Origin of the sequence: Thiomicrospira sp. R3 (assembly GCF_029581415.1) — a bacterium.
In the GTDB taxonomy this organism is placed as follows: Bacteria; Pseudomonadota; Gammaproteobacteria; order Thiomicrospirales; family Thiomicrospiraceae; genus Thiomicrospira.
In genome coordinates, this window is record NZ_CP121121.1 from 1,792,842 (window position 1) to 1,813,265 (window position 20,424).

17 protein-coding genes and 4 tRNA genes are annotated in these 20,424 nt (G+C 45.0%); 18 read left to right on the top strand and 3 right to left on the bottom strand.

Annotation, left to right across the window (positions count from 1 at the left end; genetic code table 11):
* Positions 1-21: 21 nt before the first annotated feature.
* The 18 genes from P8S55_RS09180 (at position 22) to pgl (ending at position 17,172) form a co-directional block, all read left to right on the top strand.
* Complete coding sequence (locus P8S55_RS09180; protein WP_289223912.1) at positions 22-2,292, top strand: ABC transporter permease subunit; 2,271 nt, start codon at positions 22-24, stop codon at positions 2,290-2,292.
* Between the two features lie 26 nt (positions 2,293-2,318).
* A complete protein-coding gene (gene pstA, locus P8S55_RS09185; RefSeq protein WP_289223913.1) occupies positions 2,319-3,968 on the top strand; it encodes a phosphate ABC transporter permease PstA in 1,650 nt (549 codons plus the stop codon).
* Between the two features lie 81 nt (positions 3,969-4,049).
* Positions 4,050-4,868, top strand: a complete 819-nt coding sequence (pstB, locus tag P8S55_RS09190; protein WP_289223914.1) for a phosphate ABC transporter ATP-binding protein PstB — start codon at positions 4,050-4,052, stop codon at positions 4,866-4,868.
* 63 nt (positions 4,869-4,931) lie between these two features.
* A complete protein-coding gene (phoU, locus tag P8S55_RS09195) occupies positions 4,932-5,669 on the top strand; it encodes a phosphate signaling complex protein PhoU (protein ID WP_289223915.1) in 738 nt (245 codons plus the stop codon).
* An 8-nt stretch (positions 5,670-5,677) separates the two neighbouring features.
* A complete protein-coding gene (gene phoB / locus P8S55_RS09200) occupies positions 5,678-6,376 on the top strand; it encodes a phosphate regulon transcriptional regulator PhoB (RefSeq protein ID WP_289223916.1) in 699 nt (232 codons plus the stop codon).
* Between the two features lie 17 nt (positions 6,377-6,393).
* Positions 6,394-7,728: a phosphate regulon sensor histidine kinase PhoR gene (gene phoR / locus P8S55_RS09205; RefSeq protein ID WP_289223917.1), complete on the top strand. Its 1,335-nt coding sequence runs from the start codon at positions 6,394-6,396 to the stop codon at positions 7,726-7,728.
* 129 nt (positions 7,729-7,857) lie between these two features.
* A complete protein-coding gene (gene cysM / locus P8S55_RS09210; RefSeq protein WP_289223918.1) occupies positions 7,858-8,751 on the top strand; it encodes a cysteine synthase CysM in 894 nt (297 codons plus the stop codon).
* A 2-nt stretch (positions 8,752-8,753) separates the two neighbouring features.
* On the top strand, positions 8,754-9,530 hold the full coding sequence (locus tag P8S55_RS09215; protein WP_289223919.1) for a 3'-5' exonuclease: 777 nt from the start codon (positions 8,754-8,756) through the stop codon (positions 9,528-9,530).
* A gap of 17 nt (positions 9,531-9,547) precedes the next feature.
* Positions 9,548-10,045 (top strand): CYTH domain-containing protein, encoded by a 498-nt coding sequence (locus P8S55_RS09220; RefSeq protein WP_289223920.1) that lies wholly within the window; start codon positions 9,548-9,550, stop codon positions 10,043-10,045.
* Positions 10,032-11,366 carry a TolC family outer membrane protein gene (locus tag P8S55_RS09225; RefSeq protein ID WP_289223921.1) on the top strand — a complete coding sequence of 445 codons (1,335 nt, stop codon included), beginning with the start codon at positions 10,032-10,034 and terminating at the stop codon, positions 11,364-11,366. The genes P8S55_RS09220 and P8S55_RS09225 overlap by 14 nt, the downstream gene beginning before the upstream one ends.
* A 142-nt stretch (positions 11,367-11,508) precedes the next feature.
* Entirely contained in the window at positions 11,509-12,885 is a 1,377-nt protein-coding gene (locus P8S55_RS09230; protein ID WP_289223922.1) for an ABC transporter substrate-binding protein, read from the top strand.
* A 64-nt stretch (positions 12,886-12,949) separates the two neighbouring features.
* Positions 12,950-13,025: transfer RNA gene (locus P8S55_RS09235), tRNA-Ala, on the top strand.
* 46 nt (positions 13,026-13,071) lie between these two features.
* Positions 13,072-13,147, top strand: a tRNA-Glu gene (locus tag P8S55_RS09240).
* A 1-nt stretch (position 13,148) separates the two neighbouring features.
* Positions 13,149-13,224 (top strand) — tRNA-Gly (locus tag P8S55_RS09245).
* Between the two features lie 52 nt (positions 13,225-13,276).
* Positions 13,277-13,352, top strand: a tRNA-Glu gene (locus P8S55_RS09250).
* A gap of 168 nt (positions 13,353-13,520) precedes the next feature.
* Positions 13,521-14,969: a decarboxylating NADP(+)-dependent phosphogluconate dehydrogenase gene (gnd, locus tag P8S55_RS09255; protein ID WP_289223923.1), complete on the top strand. Its 1,449-nt coding sequence runs from the start codon at positions 13,521-13,523 to the stop codon at positions 14,967-14,969.
* A 2-nt stretch (positions 14,970-14,971) separates the two neighbouring features.
* A complete protein-coding gene (gene zwf, locus P8S55_RS09260; protein ID WP_289223924.1) occupies positions 14,972-16,465 on the top strand; it encodes a glucose-6-phosphate dehydrogenase in 1,494 nt (497 codons plus the stop codon).
* Entirely contained in the window at positions 16,462-17,172 is a 711-nt protein-coding gene (gene pgl, locus P8S55_RS09265; protein ID WP_289223925.1) for a 6-phosphogluconolactonase, read from the top strand. Before zwf ends, pgl begins: the two co-directional genes overlap by 4 nt.
* 1 nt (position 17,173) lies before the next feature.
* On the opposite strand, the gene P8S55_RS09270 is transcribed toward pgl, so the two are convergent.
* The 3 genes from P8S55_RS09270 to purH all read right to left on the bottom strand — a co-directional run bounded on the left by P8S55_RS09270 (position 17,174) and on the right by purH (position 20,383).
* The gene (locus P8S55_RS09270) at positions 17,174-17,434 is read right to left on the bottom strand and encodes a late competence development ComFB family protein (protein ID WP_289223926.1); all 261 of its coding nucleotides are present in this window, start codon (positions 17,432-17,434) and stop codon (positions 17,174-17,176) included.
* A gap of 84 nt (positions 17,435-17,518) precedes the next feature.
* Positions 17,519-18,805, bottom strand: coding sequence for a phosphoribosylamine--glycine ligase (purD, locus tag P8S55_RS09275; RefSeq protein ID WP_289223927.1), 1,287 nt, complete (start codon positions 18,803-18,805; stop codon positions 17,519-17,521).
* Between the two features lie 15 nt (positions 18,806-18,820).
* Positions 18,821-20,383, bottom strand: a complete 1,563-nt coding sequence (gene purH / locus P8S55_RS09280) for a bifunctional phosphoribosylaminoimidazolecarboxamide formyltransferase/IMP cyclohydrolase (protein ID WP_289223928.1) — start codon at positions 20,381-20,383, stop codon at positions 18,821-18,823.
* Positions 20,384-20,424 lie beyond the last annotated feature (41 nt).

Genomic DNA, 20,424 nt, shown 5'->3' on the forward strand with positions numbered 1-20,424 from the left:
TAACTTAACTGGGAATTTATTATGAGCGAGCAAACGAAGCAAGGTCTTTATGACACGCTGAATGGGCCAAAGACAAAAAAGCGTTTGGCAACACGGCGCTTAAAAGATCATGCGGCTAAGTACGGCATTAGTATTGGCGGGGTAGGAATAATTTTTGCCGTCTTCCTGATCATGTTCTTTTTGATGTATGTTGTGTTGCCTATTTTTGCGCCTGCTACATTGGAAAAGCGGGCCGAAATGACCGTGCCGGGGGGTATGAATGTTAAAACATTGCATTATGCATTGGATGACCACAGAGAAGCGGGCGTGCGTATCACGGATACGGGACGTATTTTGGGGTTCTCTACTGAGAATGCCGATGTAATGCTCGACAAAAGTCTGCCTATTCAGGATTCTCGAATTACTAGTTTTACTGTGATCAATGAAGGGAATAATGAATTTGCATTTGGTTTTGCTGACGGACGCGTATTGATAGGCAAAATTCGTTTTGAAATTAGCTTTCCTAACAATCAACGTAGGGTCACACCGGTTGTCGAGTGGCCCTATGGGGAAAGCGGTAAGCAGATTATTAACGAGCCGATTGAGCAGTTAGCTGTGCGAGAGCGTGAAACGGCGATGATGATTGTGGTGCAAGCTGCTGGATCAAATGTATTGCATGTGCAAACCTATCGTAAACGCTCCTCGTTTTTGAGTGATGAGGTGCAGCTTGATTTAGATGAACGCACTCAATTCACTACCGAGTCTTATGCCGACCATATGTTATTAGGTGGGTTGATGCGTGATTTGGTATTAGTGAGTAATGACGGTCAAGCCTACTATTATTCGCTAGCGAATATGAACCAACCCGAGTTGTTACAAAAAGTGCGGGTGATTAAACCGAATGAAACCTTAACCAGTGTACGTTTTTTGAATGGTAATACTTCGATGATGTTCGGTACAGATACTGGACGCATTGTGCAGTGGTTCCCTGTTCGTGATAAAAATAATGACTTTGCATTGCATGAAATTCGCTCGTTTCAGCGCGATAACTATCCGATTACCTCTATGGGAATGGAATCAACCCGTAAAGGGTTTGCTGTGGGTGATGCCAATGGATCCTTCCATTTGTATTATTCAACATCACACCGTCATTTACGCAGTTCAGAGGTGGCTGATGAATCAATCAGCTTTGTAAGTTTTGCACCACGCTCCAATGGCGCATTAATCGAAACCGAGTCAGGTCGCTTAATTAGCTATGATATTGACAACCCACACCCTGAGGTTTCATTTGGAAGCTTATGGAACAAGGTCTGGTATGAAGGTTATTCAGAACCGACCCATACCTGGCAGTCTTCATCGGGCAACGATGATTTTGAGTTTAAATTCTCGTTAACTCCCTTAACCTTCGGTACGATTAAAGCCGCGCTTTACTCGATGCTGTTTGCGGTGCCGATTGCGATTTTTGCGGCGATCTATACCGCCTTCTTTATGGATAAACGTACTCGTCAGTGGGTAAAACCATCGGTTGAATTAATTGAGGCCTTGCCAACGGTTATTTTAGGCTTCTTGGCAGGTCTGTGGCTTGCGCCCTATGTGGAATCCAACCTTCCTGCCTTTTTTGCGATTATTATTGTGGTACCGCTGGGTATCCTGCTGTTTGGCTATGGATGGTCAAGGATGCCAGACAAAATTCGCTTGATGATTCCGGTCGGGCGTCGTGTGGTGTTGATGATTCCGGTGGTAGCCTTTTTAGGGTGGCTGTCGATGACGATGAGCGATCCGCTGCAATATATGTTTTTCCAAGGTGATATGCGTACCTGGTTAACAGAAACCGCAGGCATCACCTATGACCAGCGTAATGCGATGATTATCGGTTTTGCGATGGGCTTTGCGTTGATTCCAACTATTTTCTCAGTAGCAGAAGATGCGATCTACTCGGTACCTAACTATTTGGTTAACGGTTCTTATGCCTTGGGCGCAAGCGGCTGGCAAACCTTGAAAGGGGTGGTGTTACCTACAGCCAGTCCAGGTATTTTCTCCGCTATTATGCTAGGTTTTGGTCGCGGTGTCGGTGAAACGATGATTGTATTAATGGCTTCGGGCAATACACCACTAATGGATTTCAGCCTGTTTGAAGGTATGCGTACCTTGTCCGCCAACCTTGCGGTAGAGATGGGCGAAACCGAAGTGGATAGTACCCATTATCGTGTGTTGTTCTTAGCGGGCTTGGTGCTGTTTATGTTCACCTTCTTCTTTAATACGCTTGCTGAGGTGGTTCGCCAGCGCATGCGCCGTAAATACGGTCAACTTTAAGCCCATCAAGCAAAAGGAATAGTGTTATGAAAACATGGTTAAATAAAGGCGAGCACTGGGTTTGGTATAGTGCTGCCGCTGCCGCTGCCTCGGTGGTGTTGGTGTTTGGTTTGCTCCTAATGATTGCCTTTCGTGGGTTAAGTCACTTTTGGCCTCATGCGGTGTATGAGTTTCAAATTCAACCAACACCTAGTTCAGAAGTACAAATACTTCAAGGTGAGATACACAATACCCGCTTCCGTGAAACCCGTGATCCGCAAAACCCGGGTTTTGTATTGCGTGAGCCGCAAATTTTAATTAAAACTGGTAATCGTGACTTATACAGTTTTGACTTTAGATGGGTAGATGAAGCGCATATCGTTGGTCAAACTTGGAATAAAGCTCAGGGTATTAGCGTTATCGAGCGTTATGCATCGGGCAATATGTATGGTTACATTCAAGCATTTAAGAATGATCAGGGTGAAATCACCGAGCTTCAACAGGTCTATAAGGCCATTAATGCCGCGATTAAAGAAGGCAACAAGATTCGAACCAAAATACGTCACTTAGAAAGAACGGTTATTGGTGGTATTAACCATGACCTGCAAACCTTGCGTTATGATCGACGTAAACTCGAAATGCGAGATCGTCTAACGCCTCAGCTTGAAGCGGAGATGGAAGCGAAACGTCAAGCGATGCATGAGAAGTTTGGTGTATTACAACTACAGCTTGATGGTTATTACAGAGAATTAAACGCACTTGGTAGCGTTGTCGTTCGTGTTGGAACAGATCGCGATGTTGAAGTGAATGTAAGCCAGTTTGTAAGATTCTGGCAACCTAACGAAATGCACCTCGGCAATAAGTTGGGTTATTTTTTCGGCTCTATAGGCTCGTTTTTAACCGATGACCCTCGTGAGTCGAATACTGAAGGTGGTGTGTTCCCAGCTATCGTAGGGACGCTGACGATGGTGATATTGATGACATTATTCGTAATGCCGATGGGTGTGGTCGCTGCAATCTATATGCGTGAGTACGCTAAGGAAGGCAGACTGTTACGTTTGATCCGTATCTCAATTAACAACTTGGCTGGGGTTCCATCGATTGTATTTGGTATTTTCGGTTTAGGGTTTTTTGTTTATATTTTAGGCTTCTCCGTCGATCAAATGTTCTACAGCCATGCCTTACCTAATCCAACCTTCGGAACACCAGGCCTGCTTTGGGCGTCTTTAACCATGGCACTGCTTACTTTGCCTGTGGTGATTGTCGCGACTGATGAAGGTTTGTCACGTATTCCACGTGCGTTGCGTGAAGGGGGGTTAGCCTTGGGTGCAACCAAGGCAGAAGTGATTATGCGAATTGTGTTACCCATGACGACGCCTGCCATTATGACCGGTTTAATTTTGGCGGTTGCACGTGCAGCAGGTGAGGTTGCGCCTTTGATGTTGGTTGGGGTGGTTAAGTCGGTAACCGAGTTACCTGTTAATGCTAATGCGCCCTTTATCCATTTGGATCAAAAATTTATGCACTTAGGTTTTCACATTTACGATGTTGGTTTTCAAAGCCCGAACGTAGAGGCTGCTCAACCATTGGTTTATGCCACTTCGTTATTGTTAGTGGTTTTAATTGTGAGCTTAAATCTGGCAGCGATCGTCATTCGTAACCGCCTGCGTGAAAAGTATAAGTCACTAGACAATTAAAACAGATAATTAAAAAATCATCCTTTTAGCGGTCAGGCCTGGTTGCTAAAAGTTAGCGAATTGATTAAAGGGAATAATGTAATGAGTAACAATACAGTTAAAGTGGCGATGGAGCGTGATAACCGTGGGTTAGCGTTAAATGATGAGAAAATGGCGATTCAAGTTAAAGATTGGAATCTCTATTATGGCAAGTCGCAAGCGCTTAAAAATGTCACTATGGACTTGCCTGAAAACCGAGTCACGGCTTTTATCGGTCCTTCAGGTTGCGGAAAATCAACCTTGCTTCGTTGTTTTAATCGAATGAACGATTTGATTGATATCGTCAGCGTAGATGGCAAAATGTATTTGCACGGTCAAGATATGTATGCTAAAGAATTAGATGTTGCTGAAATTCGTCGCCGTATTGGAATGGTTTTCCAAAAACCTAACCCTTTCCCCAAATCTATATATGAAAACGTGGCTTATGGCTTGCGTTTGCAGGGAATTAACGACAAGAAAACGCTTGATGAAACCATTGAATGGGCACTTAAGGGAGCAGGTCTTTGGAATGAAGCCAAGGACCGCTTGCATGAAAATGCATTGGGTATGTCGGGTGGGCAGCAGCAGCGGTTGTGTATTGCACGCGCGATTGCCATTCAGCCAGAGGTTTTGTTGCTTGATGAGCCTACATCGGCCTTAGATCCGATCTCTACCCTTACGATTGAAGAGTTGATTTTCGAGCTGAAAAAAGATTTCACGATTTTGATCGTTACCCATAACATGCAGCAAGCCGCGCGTGTATCGGATTACACCGCGTTTATGTATATGGGTGAACTGGTTGAGTACACGGATACAGATAGCTTGTTTACTAATCCACAGGTGAAACGCACCGAAGACTATATAACAGGACGTTATGGTTAATAGTAGTTGAAAAAATAATTAATAACGCGTCATAAAGTACAAAATTTAAAAAAGGAATATACCATGAATAGAAAAGAATTCGGCACGCATGTTTCTGCCAGCTATAATCAATACCTTGAAGATTTGTTTAACCAGATATTAGAAATGGGTAGTTTAGTTGAGCGCCAATTACAGTCATCGGTATTGTCGGTACAAAATGCCGATAGTGATTTGGCACGCGAAGTGATTCAGCTTGATAAGCTGGTGAATCGTGAAGAAATGGAAATTGATCGTTTGTGCGTGCGCGTGCTTGCACGCCAACAGCCAACCGCTTCTGACCTTCGTTTAATTGTCTCGTCGATTCGCATTGCGGTTGACCTTGAACGTATGGGGGATGAGGTGGTTAAAATTTCAAGGTTAGTTTTACGTCTTGCTCAGAGTGGTAAATTAGATTGCCAGAACCTTCAAGGTTATAAACAGTTGGTTGAGATATCATCACGTGCTCGCGAAATGTTAAAAAATGTGTTGGATGCGTTTACTCGTTTGGATTTATCCGGCGCCGCAGCCGTTATTGAAGAAGAAGAGCGGATTGATGAGTTGTTTGCCGTTGTTATGGAAGAAGTAACGGAGCGTTTTAAAGAAACTGATCATGATGTTGAGTGTTTGCTACAACTGGTTTATGCTTTGCGTGCTGCCGAGCGCATTACGGATCATGCGCGTAATATTGCTGAAACTATAATATATCTGGTAAATGGTCAGGATCTGCGCAATATGGATGATGATGCTTTAGCTGAGTTTTTGCTGTCTATACAAGCTAAGTAAGGAACACTATGCCACAAGCTAAAATTTTAATTGTTGAAGATGAAACAGCAATTCGGGATATGCTAAGTTTTACGCTGCATGCTGCCGAGTTTGAGGTGATCGAAGCGGCGAATGCAGAGCAAGGCTGGGCGTTATTATTAGAACATAAGCCTGATTTACTAATTTTAGATTGGATGTTGCCGGGTGTCAGCGGTTTAAATTTGGCCAAGCGCATTCGTCAGAACGATCAAACCCGCGTATTGCCGCTTATTCTGCTCACTGCACGCGGTGAGGAGTCAGATCAGGTGCAAGGGTTTGAGTCAGGGGCCGATGATTATGTGGTAAAACCTTTTTCTCCGCGCGCCTTAGTGGCACGGGTGAAAGCCTTATTGCGTCGTAAAGACCCTGAAGGCGCGCTGCATGTTGATATAGTAGAGCGGGGTGAGCTCAAATTAGATTTGTCCAGTCACCGATTCTGGGCAAAAAATGAAGAAGTTAAACTTGGCCCTACTGAGTTTCGCTTGATTCAGTTTTTTATGAGCCATCCCAATCGGGTTTATTCTCGAACCCAGTTGCTAGATCAAGTTTGGGGCGATAGCGTGATTGTCGAGGAGCGAACAGTGGATGTTCATATACGCCGATTACGTCGTTTATTAGAGCCCAGTGAATGTGAGGATTATATCCAGACCATTCGTGGTGCAGGTTATCGTTTTTCAATGCCTGGTTAACCAGGCCTGGTGATTAAATGCTCAGTATAAAACCAGTTAGTTCATTAGAAAGCTCATCACGTCTGTTTGAGGAACTGATTGGTGTGGGGACACTACTCAGTATCGCACTTATTATCGGAGGATTAAGCGGTTTTTGGGCTCTAGCCTTTTTACTGGCTTTCTCTACCTATCTTGCGCGTAATTTATTTTATTTTTTGCATTTCTTAAACTTAGTGCGTAGTCGTGCCTTAGAGCCTAGCAAGGTGCCTTTTGGGGTATGGGGCGATATTTATGATGCCTATTTTGAAAAAGTTTTTCAAGATAAACGGCGGATAAAACGCTTGCGCATAGAAACCGACCAGGTTTATAACGCGATGAATTTACTGCCCGACGCGCATATCTCGCTAAACGAAAGGTTTCAGATTGAATGGGTGAACCATAGTGCTGAGAACTTATTGGGGTTGCGACGTAATGATGTCGGACATAAAATCACTAATTTGCTGCGACAAAAAGAAATGGTTCAATACCTGGAACTCAAGCATTTTGATCAAGCGATCGAGTTTTATTTGAGTGCAGAAAGCACCCGCCGCCTTAGCGCAAAAATGGTTTCTTATTTTGATAAACACTATCTTTTGATTATCCGCGATATTACCGACGCGCACAACCTAGCTCAAGTACGTCGTGATTTCGTGGCCAACGCCTCGCATGAGTTGCGAACGCCCTTAACGGTATTAAATGGTTACCTTGAGTTAATGTTGGATAGTGCAGATTCTTTGCCACCTGTTTGGGCCAATCCCGTTACCCAAATGCATCAACAATCATTAAGAATGCAAAACATTATTAACGACTTGTTAACCTTATCTAATATCGAAGCTGAAGATATCGAGTTAGAATCGGATTATGTTGAGGTGGCGAGCATGCTGCAAAAACTGGAGCTTGAAGCTAATCAATTGAGTGGTGGAAAACATAATTTTCATTTTAATATTGAGTCTAAAGATGGCTTATTGGGTAAAAGCGAAGCGTTACGTTCGGTATTTACTAATCTAGTATCCAACGCGATACGTTATACCCCAAATGGGGGTGATATTTGGGTGCGCTGGTATCAGACTCCTCAAACCTTGGTGTTTGAGGTTAAGGATACAGGTATAGGCATTGACCGGGAACATATACCGCGGTTGACAGAACGGTTTTATCGTGTCGATAACGCGCGTTCCCGAAGCTCGGGTGGCACGGGTTTAGGTTTAGCCATCGTTAAACATATTCTGGAGCGCCACCATGCGAAGCTTTCTGTTTATAGTCGTTTACAAGTAGGCTCAACCTTTAGAGTAGAATTTCCTATTGCGTTACGCATGTCGAGTGATCTTGTCGACTAGTCTTATTAAATAGCGGTTATTTTGTTTTAATGCCGTTTATTCTCAGTTGTTTTATCCTTTATAATGCTCAAAACGATGCTATATTGCGTTTGCTTGAAGGCGCGCTTTGATCAACAGGAAATACATCTCATGTTTAAAACACTCATGGATACAGTAGGCAACACGCCTTTAGTTCAATTACAACGACTGGTTAATCTCGATACGGGTTCAGTGGTGCTGGTCAAGCTTGAGGGCAATAATCCGGCGGGTTCTGTGAAAGATCGTCCAGCGCTGAATATGATTTTACAAGCGCAAAAACGCGGTGAAATTAAACCAGGCGACACCCTGATTGAAGCCACGAGTGGTAATACGGGCATTGCGTTGGCGATGGCGGCTTCGATGTTGGGTTACAAAATGATTTTGCTGATGCCCGACAATATGAGCATTGAACGTCGGACATCAATGGCGGCCTATGGTGCAAAACTGTTGCTGGTCACTCAAGCCGAGGGAATGGAAGGCGCGCGCGATAAAGCCTTGGCGATGCAAGCCGCAGGTGAGGGTGTCGTGCTTAATCAATTTGCCAACCCAGATAACCCCTTAGCACATTACCAGTCAACAGGCCCCGAAATCTGGCGTGACACCGAAGGAAAACTGACGCATTTTGTTAGCTCCATGGGCACGACGGGCACGATTATGGGCTGCTCAATGTATTTAAAACAGCAAAACCCCGCTATTCAGATTGTTGGTGTTCAGCCAACTGAAGGGGCATCGATTCCGGGTATTCGCCGCTGGCCTAGTGAATATTTACCTGAGATTTATGATCCAAAACGGGTGGATCGCATTATTGATATTGACCAGCAAACCGCTGAAACCATGACAAGACGCTTAGCGGTTGAAGAGGGAATATTTGCCGGTATTTCGTCGGGTGGCACGACAGCCGCCGCCTTGAAGGTGGCGACTGAAGTGGAAAATGCGCTGATTGTGTCGATTATTTGTGATCGCGGTGATCGTTATCTTTCAACCAATGTTTTTCCAGTAGGTTAAGCATGCAGCCAGCGCTTATTTTTGATATTGAAACCGTGCCAGATATTGCGGCCGCACGCCGGGTATTTGGCTTTGAAGACCTGAGTGATGAGGATGTGTATCAGGCGATTAATCTCAAGCGCCGGATTGAAAGTGGTGGCGAGTTTCAAAAACATTTTTTGCACAAGGTGGTAGCGATTTCAGCCGTATTAAAAACCGATCAGATGTTAAAGATTTGGTCAGTTGGTGATGTTGATTCAGACGAAAAAGTTATTATTGAACGTTTTTTTGAGGGTATCGAACGTTTTCAACCCACTCTTGTGACTTGGAACGGCGGGGGGTTTGATTTGCCCGTTTTGCATTATCGTGCATTATTACATGGTATTACCGCCCGAACCTACTGGGATATGGGGGACTTTAATCGTGAACGCAAATGGAATAACTATATTAGCCGTTATCAGTTTGCACACCTTGATTTGATGGATGTTATGGCTGGCTATCAACCGCGAGCAGTTGCAAAACTCGATGAGATCGCCTTACTACTAGGGCTACCTGGCAAAATGGGGTTAAGTGGTGCGGATGTATTGGATCAATATCGCGCTGGTGATATTAAAGCTATTCGTGACTATTGCGAGTTGGATGTGATCAATACCTATTTAGTGTATCTCCGTTTTCAGTTAATGCGAGGGTGGCTGACGCCTGTTCAGTATCAAATCGCGTGTGACGAGTTAGCGCAAAGCCTAAACAATCCTAATCAATCTCATTGGCAAGCCTATAACCAGGCCTGGTTAAATAAATAAAGAGATAAGCTGAAATTATGGCACGAGAAATTGAACGTAAGTTTTTATTAAAGAATGATCAATGGCGTCAACAGGTAGCGAAACAAACACGATTTGTTCAGGGTTATCTTAATCAGATTGAGGAAAATTCAAGCAAAAGTTCAGTACGTATTCGTATTGAGGGCGAGCAGGCTAATATCAATATCAAAAGCCTAGAAATAGGATTAAGTCGTGATGAATATGAGTATGCTATTGCGGTAAGCGATGCCGAAAAAATGCTTGAAAAACTGATGGTTGGCCCGGTTATTGAGAAAGTACGTTATCTTGTGGTTGTTGAGGATTTAACCTGGGAAATTGATGAGTTTTTTGGTGATAATGCAGGCCTGGTGATTGCTGAAGTTGAGCTTGAGACGGAAGACCAACCTCTAATGCTCTGTGACTGGGTTGGCAAGGAAGTGACGGATGACGTAAAGTATTACAATATTAGTTTGAGCAAACACCCCTTTAAGGATTGGTTACCCCATGAAAAAGATTAACTTACCTGTGCGTTTAAAAACGTCGTCACTAATCTACGTGGCGGTTGCGGCTAGCCTCTCCATGGCTAGCCTAACCGCGCAAGCAAAAGCACCAGGCCTGGTGGATGTTTATCAAATGTCGGTTTTGCATGATGCGAAAATCGCACAGGCTCGCGCTAATTTTGATGCAGAACGAGAGATTATTACGCAAGCTAAGTCTTTATTATTGCCTACAGTGAATGCATCTGCCTCCTATTCTCACCCTGATTTAGGGGTGTCTTCTTCGCGTCAAGTACTGGAGGCTGAGCTAAACCAAGCGCTCTATAACCGAGAGGCGTTTAGCCGTTATGATCAGGCAAAATATATTGTTGAAACCGCTGAGGTAAATTTCCAGCTTGCCCAGCAAGAATTGATGATGCGCGTTTCTTCGGCCTATTTTGATGTGTTATTAGCTGAACAAAAGTTGATGTTGGCTAAGTCAAAAATGGAGGCTGACAAAATTTTATGGGAACGTGCCCAGGCTTCCGCTGAGGTAGGGTTGGCTAGTCGAACAGATGTATTACAAGCGCGCTCCACTTATGACATTACATTATCAAGTCTGATCAGTGCTGAAAACGATTTGGATATTGCCTATGAAAGTCTCTCAAAACTGACAGGAACCTCCATCAGTCAGGTTAAACAATTGATGTTGGATGTGGTGGTTGTCGAGCCAAAGTTAGATAAGTTAGCCTTAGAACGTCAGGCTGAAACCGAAAATTTGCTGGTACGTTTAGCACAGCAACAACAGCGTATTGCAAATGAAGAAATTGAAGCGAAACGCTCTGCACATTGGGTAAGAGTCAATCTTCGGGCGGCGCACAGTTATACACACTGCAGTGGCACTCAGCAAGCCTGCATGGATGGTCATAATACCTCGTTAAGTGTGGTCGCTTCAGTTCCACTTTATACGGGGGGGCGTATTAGCTCTCAGGTTGATGAGGCAAGATTTAAAACCCAAGCTTCAACCGATGCCTTGCGAGATGCCCAAGAGCAAGCACGGCTTAATGTTCGAGTTCAAGCACGCAATATGGAGCGTGGCTATGCGCTTGTAGGTGCGTTGCGAGAGGCGGTTAAGTCAGGTGAAGCCTTTTTAGAGGCCGCAGAAGAGGGGTATCGTGTCGGGTTGCGCAATATGATTGATGTGGTGACGGCGCGTGCTAATTTGTTCGATGCGCAGAGTAATTTGGCCGCTGCTTTGCATAATTTATTATTAACGCAACTGCAATTGCAAAACACCTTGGGAATATTAAATGTTGAGGATCTAAGGACGCTAGATCAGTTGCTCAGTTCACCGAACCTATAACCATTCAATGACGCGCTCGTTTTCAAGACGGTCTTTATTTAGGGCCAGTGCTACGGCCCTTGTTGCCCCCAGCCTTCTTTCTGGCTGCCAAACGCCCAATAATCCGCAGCATATCTATGTTGGCGTAACATCTCGGCCGAGAATGCTTGATCCGCGCCGCGCCACCGATGCGTTATCCAGTCGGGTTAATCGCCTTATTTATCAACAATTGATTGACTTTAATGAGGCGTCAGAACCCATTGCTGATTTAGCCGATTGGCAGCAAATTTCTGCTGACCACTATCGCTTTACACTTAGAAAAAATGTAGTTTTTCATCATGGCAAACCTTTAACATCTGAGGATATTCTAGCAACCTATCAATCCATCCTCGATACTGACTTTGGTTCACCGCATCGGGGTACCTTAAGCCACATTAAAAAAATCGAAGCCATCAATCCCACTCAGGTTGATTTTATTTTATCTAAAGCGGATGCGTTATTTGTAGGGCGTTTGACTTTAGGTATTTTGCCTGCTGATTTAATTAATCAACAACACAACTTTGCTGCCAAACCTATCGGGTCGGGTCAGGCTTATTTTGTAAGCTTGAATGAGCAGCGATTGGTGCTGCAGCGAGCTGATCAAGTTGAATTACATTTCGTGGTGGTGAAAGACCCAATGGTAAGAGTGCTTAAACTCCAAAAAGGTGAGCTAGATTGTGTACAAAATGACTTATCACCCGAGCTGGTTAACTATTGCACAACGCAAGCTGAGTTAAAGGTTGATTGGCAAAAGGGTACGAATTACTCCTATATAGGGTTTAATCTGGATGACCCTTGGTTGAGCCAGCCTCAATTGCGTCAAGCGATTGCACATGGCTTAGATCGTCAACTCGTAATTGACGCGATGTTTCAGGGACAGGCTCGGTTAGCAGGTGGTTTATTACCGCCTGAGCACTGGGCTGGGCATCCAGATTTAACCGGTTGGAACTATAACCCAGATAAGGCGAGGGATTTACTAAAAGCCATTGAGCGGCCATCAGCAGCTAAAGCCACGCCCATTCGTTTAAGTTTTAAAACATCCAGCGACCCTACACGCATTCGTCTTGCGACGCTTTATCAAGCCCAGCTCAAACCTTTGGGTATTGATTTGCAGGTACAAAGTTATGACTGGGGCACATTTTATAATGATATCGTTCAAGGCCGATTCCAATTATTTAGTCTTGCTTGGGTGGGGATTAAAAGCCCAGATATATTTCAATATGTGTTTTCCAGTGATGCGATTCCACCCAAAGGTGCAAATCGCGGACGTTATCGAAATAGCTTGGCCGATGAATTGATAAAAAGAGCAGGGCGTACACAGGACTTAGGTCAGCAGGCAGAACTTTATCGACAACTCCAGACTCATTTGCAAGCTACCTTACCTATCATGCCCTTATGGTTTGAAAATCAATATGCAGTAATGAGAAAAAATTTACAAGGTTATCAATTATTTGCTGATGGGCGCTTAGATTCTTTGTTAACGGTTGTCAAAAAAGTTTAATTTTTTATCAAAAACTGCTTGACGATCTCGTTCAAGTCACTATAATACGCATCCATCAGCTTGAGGGGCTATAGCTCAGCTGGGAGAGCGCTACAATGGCATTGTAGAGGTCGGCGGTTCGATCCCGCCTAGCTCCACCAAAATCCTCAAGTTGTGAACTAAAAGCTTTGAAATGTTATACAATAAGTCCCGTTCGTCTAGAGGCCTAGGACACTGCCCTTTCACGGCGGCGACAGGGGTTCGACTCCCCTACGGGACGCCATGCGGGAATAGCTCAGTTGGTAGAGCACAACCTTGCCAAGGTTGGGGTCGCGAGTTCGAGTCTCGTTTCCCGCTCCAGATTCTTACTATTGAAGTGTTGGGCCAATTGCTACATTAGGGTACAAAATAAGTCCCGTTCGTCTAGAGGCCTAGGACACTGCCCTTTCACGGCGGCGACAGGGGTTCGACTCCCCTACGGGACGCCATACAAGCTAAGCCTTGGATTTATTTAAAATCCAAGGCTTTTTTGTTTTTAGTGCCTTCATTTCTTACAATTCATCTTTAAACCCCAAATTAGTTGTTTATTTTTTTTGTATGCTCGGTAGAATGTTGATAATTAAAATTTTTATGCGCGTAAATTCAAGGAACTACTCATGTCTCAATCAGATATCGCGTTAATTGGCCTTGCCGTTATGGGGCAAAACTTGGTTTTAAATATGGCTGATCACGGCTATAAAGTCACTGTTTACAATCGTTCCCCACAAAAAACCGATGAGTTTCTCGCCAGCACCGCGCAAGGCAAATCGATTCAAGCGGCTTATAGCTTGCAGCAGCTGGTTGATTCTTTGTCCTCACCGCGTAAGGTGATGTTAATGGTTAAAGCAGGACAGGTTGTGGACGACTTCATTGATCAATTAGTGCCTTTGTTAGACCAAGGTGATGTGATCATCGATGGCGGTAATTCCTTATACACTGATTCAACGCGTCGTACTCAAGACCTAGCGGCAAAAGGGATTCACTTTATCGGTACGGGTGTGTCGGGTGGCGAAGAAGGCGCGCGTTTTGGGCCTTCTATTATGCCAGGCGGCAAACCTGAGGCTTGGCCGCTTGTGAAAGATATTTTTCAAGCGATTTCAGCCAAGGTTGACGATCAAGCCTGTTGTGATTGGGTTGGCCCCGAAGGGGCTGGGCACTACGTCAAGATGGTGCACAATGGGATTGAATATGGCGATATGCAATTGATCGCTGAAGCCTATCAGCTGATGCGTGAAGGCTTGGGAATGAGCGCGGATGAATGCCACGAGGTCTTCAAAGAATGGAACCTAGGGGTATTGGATTCCTATCTGATTGAAATTACCGCCGATATCCTGCGTTTTAAAGACGAAGACGGTGAGCCGTTGGTGGATAAAATCTTGGATGCCGCCGGTCAAAAGGGCACAGGGAAGTGGACAGGTATCAGCTCATTAGAAATGGGTGTACCCTTAACCCTGATTACCGAGTCGGTGTATGCACGTTGTATTTCGGCATTAAAAACCCAGCGTCAACAAGCCGCTAAAACCTATCCGCGTGTATTGCCGACGGTCGAAGTGGAGCGCGATGTGATGTTGCAGGCGATTCATGATGCGCTCTATGGCGCAAAAATTATTTCCTACACCCAAGGCTATATGTTGATGGCGCAAGCCGCTAAAGAGTTTAACTGGCCGTTGAACTATGGGGGCATTGCGTTGATGTGGCGCGGGGGTTGCATTATCCGCAGTCGTTTCCTAGGCGAAATCAAAGCCGCTTATGATGTGAATCCAAGCCTTGATAATCTATTGCAAGCACCGTTTTTTGAGCAGGCAATTAAGCAAACCGAAGCCAACTGGCGTCAGGCGGTGATTTTTGCGGTGCATAATGCGATTCCTACACCGGCGCTTAGTTCGGCGTTGGCGTTTTTTGATGGTTATCGCAGCGAAACCGTGTCGGCGAACTTGATTCAGGCGCAGCGTGATTACTTTGGCGCCCATACCTATGAGCGTGTTGATAAACCACGCGGTGAATGGTTCCATACTGACTGGGTTGGCTCAGGCGGAAAAATCAGCTCTACAACCTATGAGGTTTAATTATGTCTGAATCCTGTACCTATGTGATTTTTGGCGCGACTGGCAATCTCTCGCTGACCAAGTTAATGCCCGCGTTTTACCATCTTGAAGAAATGGGTCGTTTAGCCGATTGTTTGCGGATTGTGGCGGTTGGACGTCGTGATTGGACGCGTGATGATTGGGTTGAAGTCGCGCGCGAATCGGTAACTCCTTTGGCGCGTGGCGGCTTAAAAACGCAAGTGTTTGAGCGGTTTTGTGCTCGGTTTGATTATGTTAAAGTGGATAACGATGATGCCGCTAGCTTTGTGCAGATGGCGGATTATTTTCAACAGCAGGGTTACTCACAAAACATGGCATTTTATTTGTCGATCAGCCCAAAAGATTTTAGCACCGTGGTGGAAAACCTCGCCAAGGTCAAGCTGCTAGACCAGCAAAAAGGCTGGAAGCGAGTGGTGTTTGAAAAGCCGTTCGGCTATGACATAGAAAGCGCCAAAAGCTTGCAAATGCAGCTCAATAAATTCCTTGATGAAACCCAGATGTACCGTATTGACCATTATCTTGGAAAAGGCATGGTGCAGAACTTGATGGTTTTTCGTTTTGCGAATCTATTGATGGAACCCTTGTGGAACCGCAACTACATTGATCATGTACAAATCACCCATGCCGAAGCCAAACCGATCGGTACCCGTGCGGGCTACTACGACACCAGTGGCGCATTGCGCGATATGATTCAAAGCCATCTGCTGCAACTTCTTGCTTTGATTGCGATGGAGCCGCCTGCGTCGATGGATGCAGAATCGCTGCGTGATGAAAAAGTAAAATTGCTAAAGTCGGTTCGTCCGATTAACAAAAACGCGGTTAACGCCCAAGCCTATCGTGCGCAGTATGCCGCTGGCACGGTAAATAAACAACCTGCCGTGTCATATTTAGAAGAACCCGGTGTATCAGCCGATAGCGTGACAGAAACCTATGCCGCGTTAAAACTCTATATCGAAAACTGGCGTTGGGCGGGGGTACCGTTTTATGTACAAACCGGTAAAAACATGCCTAAAAACCAAACACTGATTTCCATTTGTTTTAAACACCCACCTAAGCAGTTTTTCCGTGAGTCACAGGTGAAAAAAATGGAGCCTAACTGGTTGGTGTTTGGTATTCAACCGAATGAGGCAATTCGAATTGAAATGACCGTTAAACAACCTGGATTAGAAATCAACACCCGCCAAATTAGTTTGGATGCCTCAATGCGCCAAAAAGGCGAGTTAGCCAATGACGCCTATGAAGACTTGTTGCTCGATGTGATTCGCGGTGATCGCTCACTGTTTTTGCGTTACGATGAAGTTAAAGCCGCATGGAAAGTGGTAGATCCGGTATTGCAGGCCTGGTCTTCAGAACGTGGTTATATTGATACCTATCCATCGGGCAGTTGGGGGCCAAGAGACTCGGTGAAACTGTTCGATCAACCTGGTCAAAGCTGGCGTACCTCGTTGGAGCCTGAATGTGAGGAACAAAAATCGTGATCATCGCAAATAACGCCTTAAATTTGCCAGCTGGCTGGCAGGTTTTCGAAAATGCCGAAATCTTAGCGCAACAGGCCGTTGCGCTGATTGTTCAACAAGCGGAGATAGCGATCAGCGAGCGCGGCGCGTTTCACCTGGTCACAGCAGGCGGCACAACACCGAATCGTTGTTACCAACTGCTGGCAGAGCGCACTGATCAAGATTGGTCAAACTGGTATGTTTATATGGGTGATGAACGTGTTTTGCCGCTTAATAATCCTGAAAGAAACTCAACGGCGCTTAACCAGGCCTGGTTGTCGAAAGTTACAATTCCCGCTGAAAATGTCTTTTTAATGCCCACCGAACTCGGGCTAGAAAAATCCCGCCAAGCCTATCAGCAAGTGATAGACGCGGTTGCGCAGTTTGATTGTGTGATGCTTGGAATGGGTGAAGATGGTCATACCGCTAGCTTGTTTCCTGGGCATGAAAATCAACATGCCAGCGAGTCAGTGATTAGCGTGAACAACTCCCCTAAACCACCTGCTGAGCGCATAAGCCTGTCCTATGGCGCCCTCAGCAACAGCCGCCAACTCATCAAGTTAATCACCGGCAAAACCAAGCACCCCGCGATTCAACAATGGCTAATACATGGCAGTTTGCCTATTAGTATCCCTAAGGGTAAGGATACAACCTATACTTTGCTAGATAAAGCGGCTTGGCAAGGCTAATCTAATGATCAGAGGTTTGAATTCTGTTAAAGGCCTTTTTGACTGCTACTTTCACACGCACCCCCATTTCTTCATATTCAACGGGTGACATATAAAAGCTCATATCAATGTCATGTCGAATATAACGAGGTGGGATTTGGTTGAGTGCTATACAAGCCATATCGGCTAATTGCTCATCGTCAAGACCGGAGTTTTTGTAGTTTTCGGTGATTTCGTTAATAACGTGACGTTCGTAGAAATTATGGACGGTATCGAAATACATGGTGAAATCCTTTTTGTCTAGGAAGAAGCTTCAAAAGCATTCTAACCTAGACGGTTGAAGAAAAGTAGATTCTAACTAGCTGATTTATTGTTCACGAGCGACTGCGCGGTAACCAATATCTGAGCGTGAGAAACAGCCTTTCCAAGTTATTTCCTTAACTGCTTGGTAGGCACGTTGCTGTGCAGCGCTTACACTATCGCCCAATGCCGTTACACAAAGCACCCGTCCACCTGCAGTAACGACTTGATTATTTTCATTTAAAGCCGTTCCTGCATGAAATACTTTAACATCAGGGCCATTTACATTATCAAGGCCTTCGATAACATCGCCCTTAGTATAATTATCAGGATAACCGCCTGCAGCTAGAACGACGCCCAAAGCCGCGCGGCTATCCCATTCAGCATGAATCGTGTCAAGACTTTTATCTAAAGCGGCTAAACACAAATCAGCGAGATCTGATTTTAAACGCATCATAATAGGTTGGGTTTCTGGATCACCAAAGCGGCAATTAAACTCAAGCACTTTGGGTGTTCCATCAGGTGAAATCATAACGCCAGCATATAAAAAGCCGGTGTAGGGGAGGCCATCCTCGGCCATACCTTTTATGGTTGGGTAAATGACTTCATTCATAATGCGCTGATGAATAGCCGGTGTGACGACCGGCGCAGGGGTATAGGCCCCCATCCCACCCGTGTTCGGGCCTTGGTCGCCATCATCACGTGTTTTATGGTCTTGCGAGGTCGCCATAGGTAAAACATGTTCACCATCAGCCATAACAATAAAACTGGCTTCTTCACCATATAAAAACTCTTCAATCACCACGCGTGAGCCGGCTTCACCGAATTTATTCCCAGCAAGCATATCACGAACGGCTTCTTCTGCTTCGTGCTGGCTTTGTGCAAGAATCACCCCTTTGCCTGCGGCTAAACCATCCGCCTTAATCACAATCGGTGTTCCCTTTTCTGCAATATATTGCAGGGCAGGGTCAATATCTGTAAAGACTTTATATTGCGCAGTTGGAATCTTGTGTTTAGCCAAAAAGTCTTTACTGAACGCTTTTGACCCTTCCAGTTGGGCTGCCGCTTTAGACGGGCCAAAGCATTTTAACCCTGCCGCTTGGAAGGCATCAACAACACCTAATACCAGGGGTACTTCAGGGCCAACAATGGCTAAACCTATTTGATTGTCTTGTGCAAACTTAACCAGGCCTGGTATATTAGTAACTTGAATATTGACGTTTGTTAGGTTAGGTTCAATCGCTGTGCCGGCATTACCCGGTGCCACATAGACTTGAGTTACATTAGGTGATTGCGCTGTTTTCCATGCTAGGGCATGTTCACGCCCACCACCACCTATAATTAATACTTTCATGTGTTGCTTCCTTTATTAATGTTTGAAGTGGCGCATACCGGTAAACACCATTGCAATGCCATGCTCATTGGCTGCTGCAATGACTTCTTCGTCGCGCATTGAACCACCAGGGTGAATCACCGCGCTTATTCCTGCTGCCGCAGCGGCATCTATGCCATCACGGAAAGGGAAAAAAGCGTCAGAGGCCATCACAGAGCCTGGTACTTCCAAGCCTTCATCTTGTGCTTTAATACCTGCAATTTTTGCACTGTATACACGGCTCATTTGTCCTGCGCCTACACCAATGGTCATGCCGTCTTTGACATAAACAATCGCATTAGATTTAACATACTTAGCGACTTTCCAGGCAAATAATAAATCCTTCATTTGCTCAGGGGTAGGGGCTTTTTCGGTTACTACTTTTAAGTCTGCTTCGCTTATCATACCTAAATCACGATCTTGCACTAATAAACCACCCGTAACGCGCTTATAGTCATAAGCCGCTTGTTGGTTGGTTAGTTCGCCACAGACTAATAGACGGATATTTTTTTTGAATTCAATAATGGATTGTGCTTCGTTGCTAACGCTCGGTGCAATAATGACTTCAACAAATTGGCGCTCAATAATAGCTTGCGCGGTTTGGCTATCGAGTTCACGGTTAAGCGCAATAATGCCGCCAAATGCAGAGGTTGGGTCGGTTTTGTAAGCACGATCGTAGGCTTCAAATAAGTTTGAGCCTATCGCCACACCACAGGGGTTGGCATGCTTAACGATAACGCAGGCGATATCGTCAAAGGTTTTAACCAACTCTAACGCAGCATCGGTATCCGCGATATTATTAAAAGAAAGTTCTTTGCCTTGAAGCTGGCGCGCAGTGGATATCGAGGCTTCTGAAGCTTGGCGCTCAACATAAAAAGCGGCTTTTTGATGCGGGTTTTCGCCATAACGCATGGTTTGTTTGTTTACAAACTGGCTATTGAATGTGCGCGGAAACGCATCGCTTTGATTGTCAGAAAACATCGTACCAAAGTAGTTGGCTATCGCCCCATCATAGCGAGCAGTTTGCTCAAATGTTTTAATCGCTAGGTCAAAACGGGTCGCATGGGCAAGTTGACCATTATTCGCTTGCAGCTCAGTTAGAATGCGTGCGTAATCAGCAGGATCAGTTACAACCGCAACATCTTTATGGTTTTTAGCGGCAGAACGCAGCATAGTTGGGCCACCAATGTCGATATTCTCAATCGCATCTTCCAACGAGCAGTCGGTTTTTGCTACCGTAGCTTCAAATGGGTAAAGGTTAACCACCACCATATCAATCGGCTCTATACCATGTTCAGCCATAATAGCGTCATCCGTTCCACGACGGCCGAGTAGGCCGCCATGCACTTTAGGGTGAAGTGTTTTTACACGGCCATCCATCATTTCAGGAAACCCCGTATATTCAGAAACTTCTGTGACAACCAGGCCTGCTTGTTGAAGTGCTTTATAGGTACCACCGGTGGAAAGAATTTCAACATTGAGTTTGCTTAAGGCTTGCGCAAATTCGATGATGCCGGTTTTATCTGAAACGCTAATTAAGGCACGACGCACGGGTTTCATAAGGGTCTCCAAACGTAAATTTAAAATATAAAAAAGAAGCA

Excerpts from the sequence above, each read along its gene's own strand:
- P8S55_RS09180 (WP_289223912.1), top strand. The coding sequence starts at position 22 with ATGAGCGAGCAAACGAAGCAAGGTCTTTATGACACGCTGAATGGGCCA.
- pstA (WP_289223913.1), top strand. The coding sequence starts at position 2,319 with ATGAAAACATGGTTAAATAAAGGCGAGCACTGGGTTTGGTATAGTGCT.
- pstB (WP_289223914.1), top strand. The coding sequence starts at position 4,050 with ATGAGTAACAATACAGTTAAAGTGGCGATGGAGCGTGATAACCGTGGG.
- phoU (WP_289223915.1), top strand. The coding sequence starts at position 4,932 with ATGAATAGAAAAGAATTCGGCACGCATGTTTCTGCCAGCTATAATCAA.
- phoB (WP_289223916.1), top strand. The coding sequence starts at position 5,678 with ATGCCACAAGCTAAAATTTTAATTGTTGAAGATGAAACAGCAATTCGG.
- phoR (WP_289223917.1), top strand. The coding sequence starts at position 6,394 with ATGCTCAGTATAAAACCAGTTAGTTCATTAGAAAGCTCATCACGTCTG.
- cysM (WP_289223918.1), top strand. The coding sequence starts at position 7,858 with ATGTTTAAAACACTCATGGATACAGTAGGCAACACGCCTTTAGTTCAA.
- P8S55_RS09215 (WP_289223919.1), top strand. The coding sequence starts at position 8,754 with ATGCAGCCAGCGCTTATTTTTGATATTGAAACCGTGCCAGATATTGCG.
- P8S55_RS09220 (WP_289223920.1), top strand. The coding sequence starts at position 9,548 with ATGGCACGAGAAATTGAACGTAAGTTTTTATTAAAGAATGATCAATGG.
- P8S55_RS09225 (WP_289223921.1), top strand. The coding sequence starts at position 10,032 with ATGAAAAAGATTAACTTACCTGTGCGTTTAAAAACGTCGTCACTAATC.
- P8S55_RS09230 (WP_289223922.1), top strand. The coding sequence starts at position 11,509 with ATGCTTGATCCGCGCCGCGCCACCGATGCGTTATCCAGTCGGGTTAAT.
- gnd (WP_289223923.1), top strand. The coding sequence starts at position 13,521 with ATGTCTCAATCAGATATCGCGTTAATTGGCCTTGCCGTTATGGGGCAA.
- zwf (WP_289223924.1), top strand. The coding sequence starts at position 14,972 with ATGTCTGAATCCTGTACCTATGTGATTTTTGGCGCGACTGGCAATCTC.
- P8S55_RS09270 (WP_289223926.1), bottom strand. The coding sequence starts at position 17,434 with ATGTATTTCGATACCGTCCATAATTTCTACGAACGTCACGTTATTAAC.
- purD (WP_289223927.1), bottom strand. The coding sequence starts at position 18,805 with ATGAAAGTATTAATTATAGGTGGTGGTGGGCGTGAACATGCCCTAGCA.
- purH (WP_289223928.1), bottom strand. The coding sequence starts at position 20,383 with ATGAAACCCGTGCGTCGTGCCTTAATTAGCGTTTCAGATAAAACCGGC.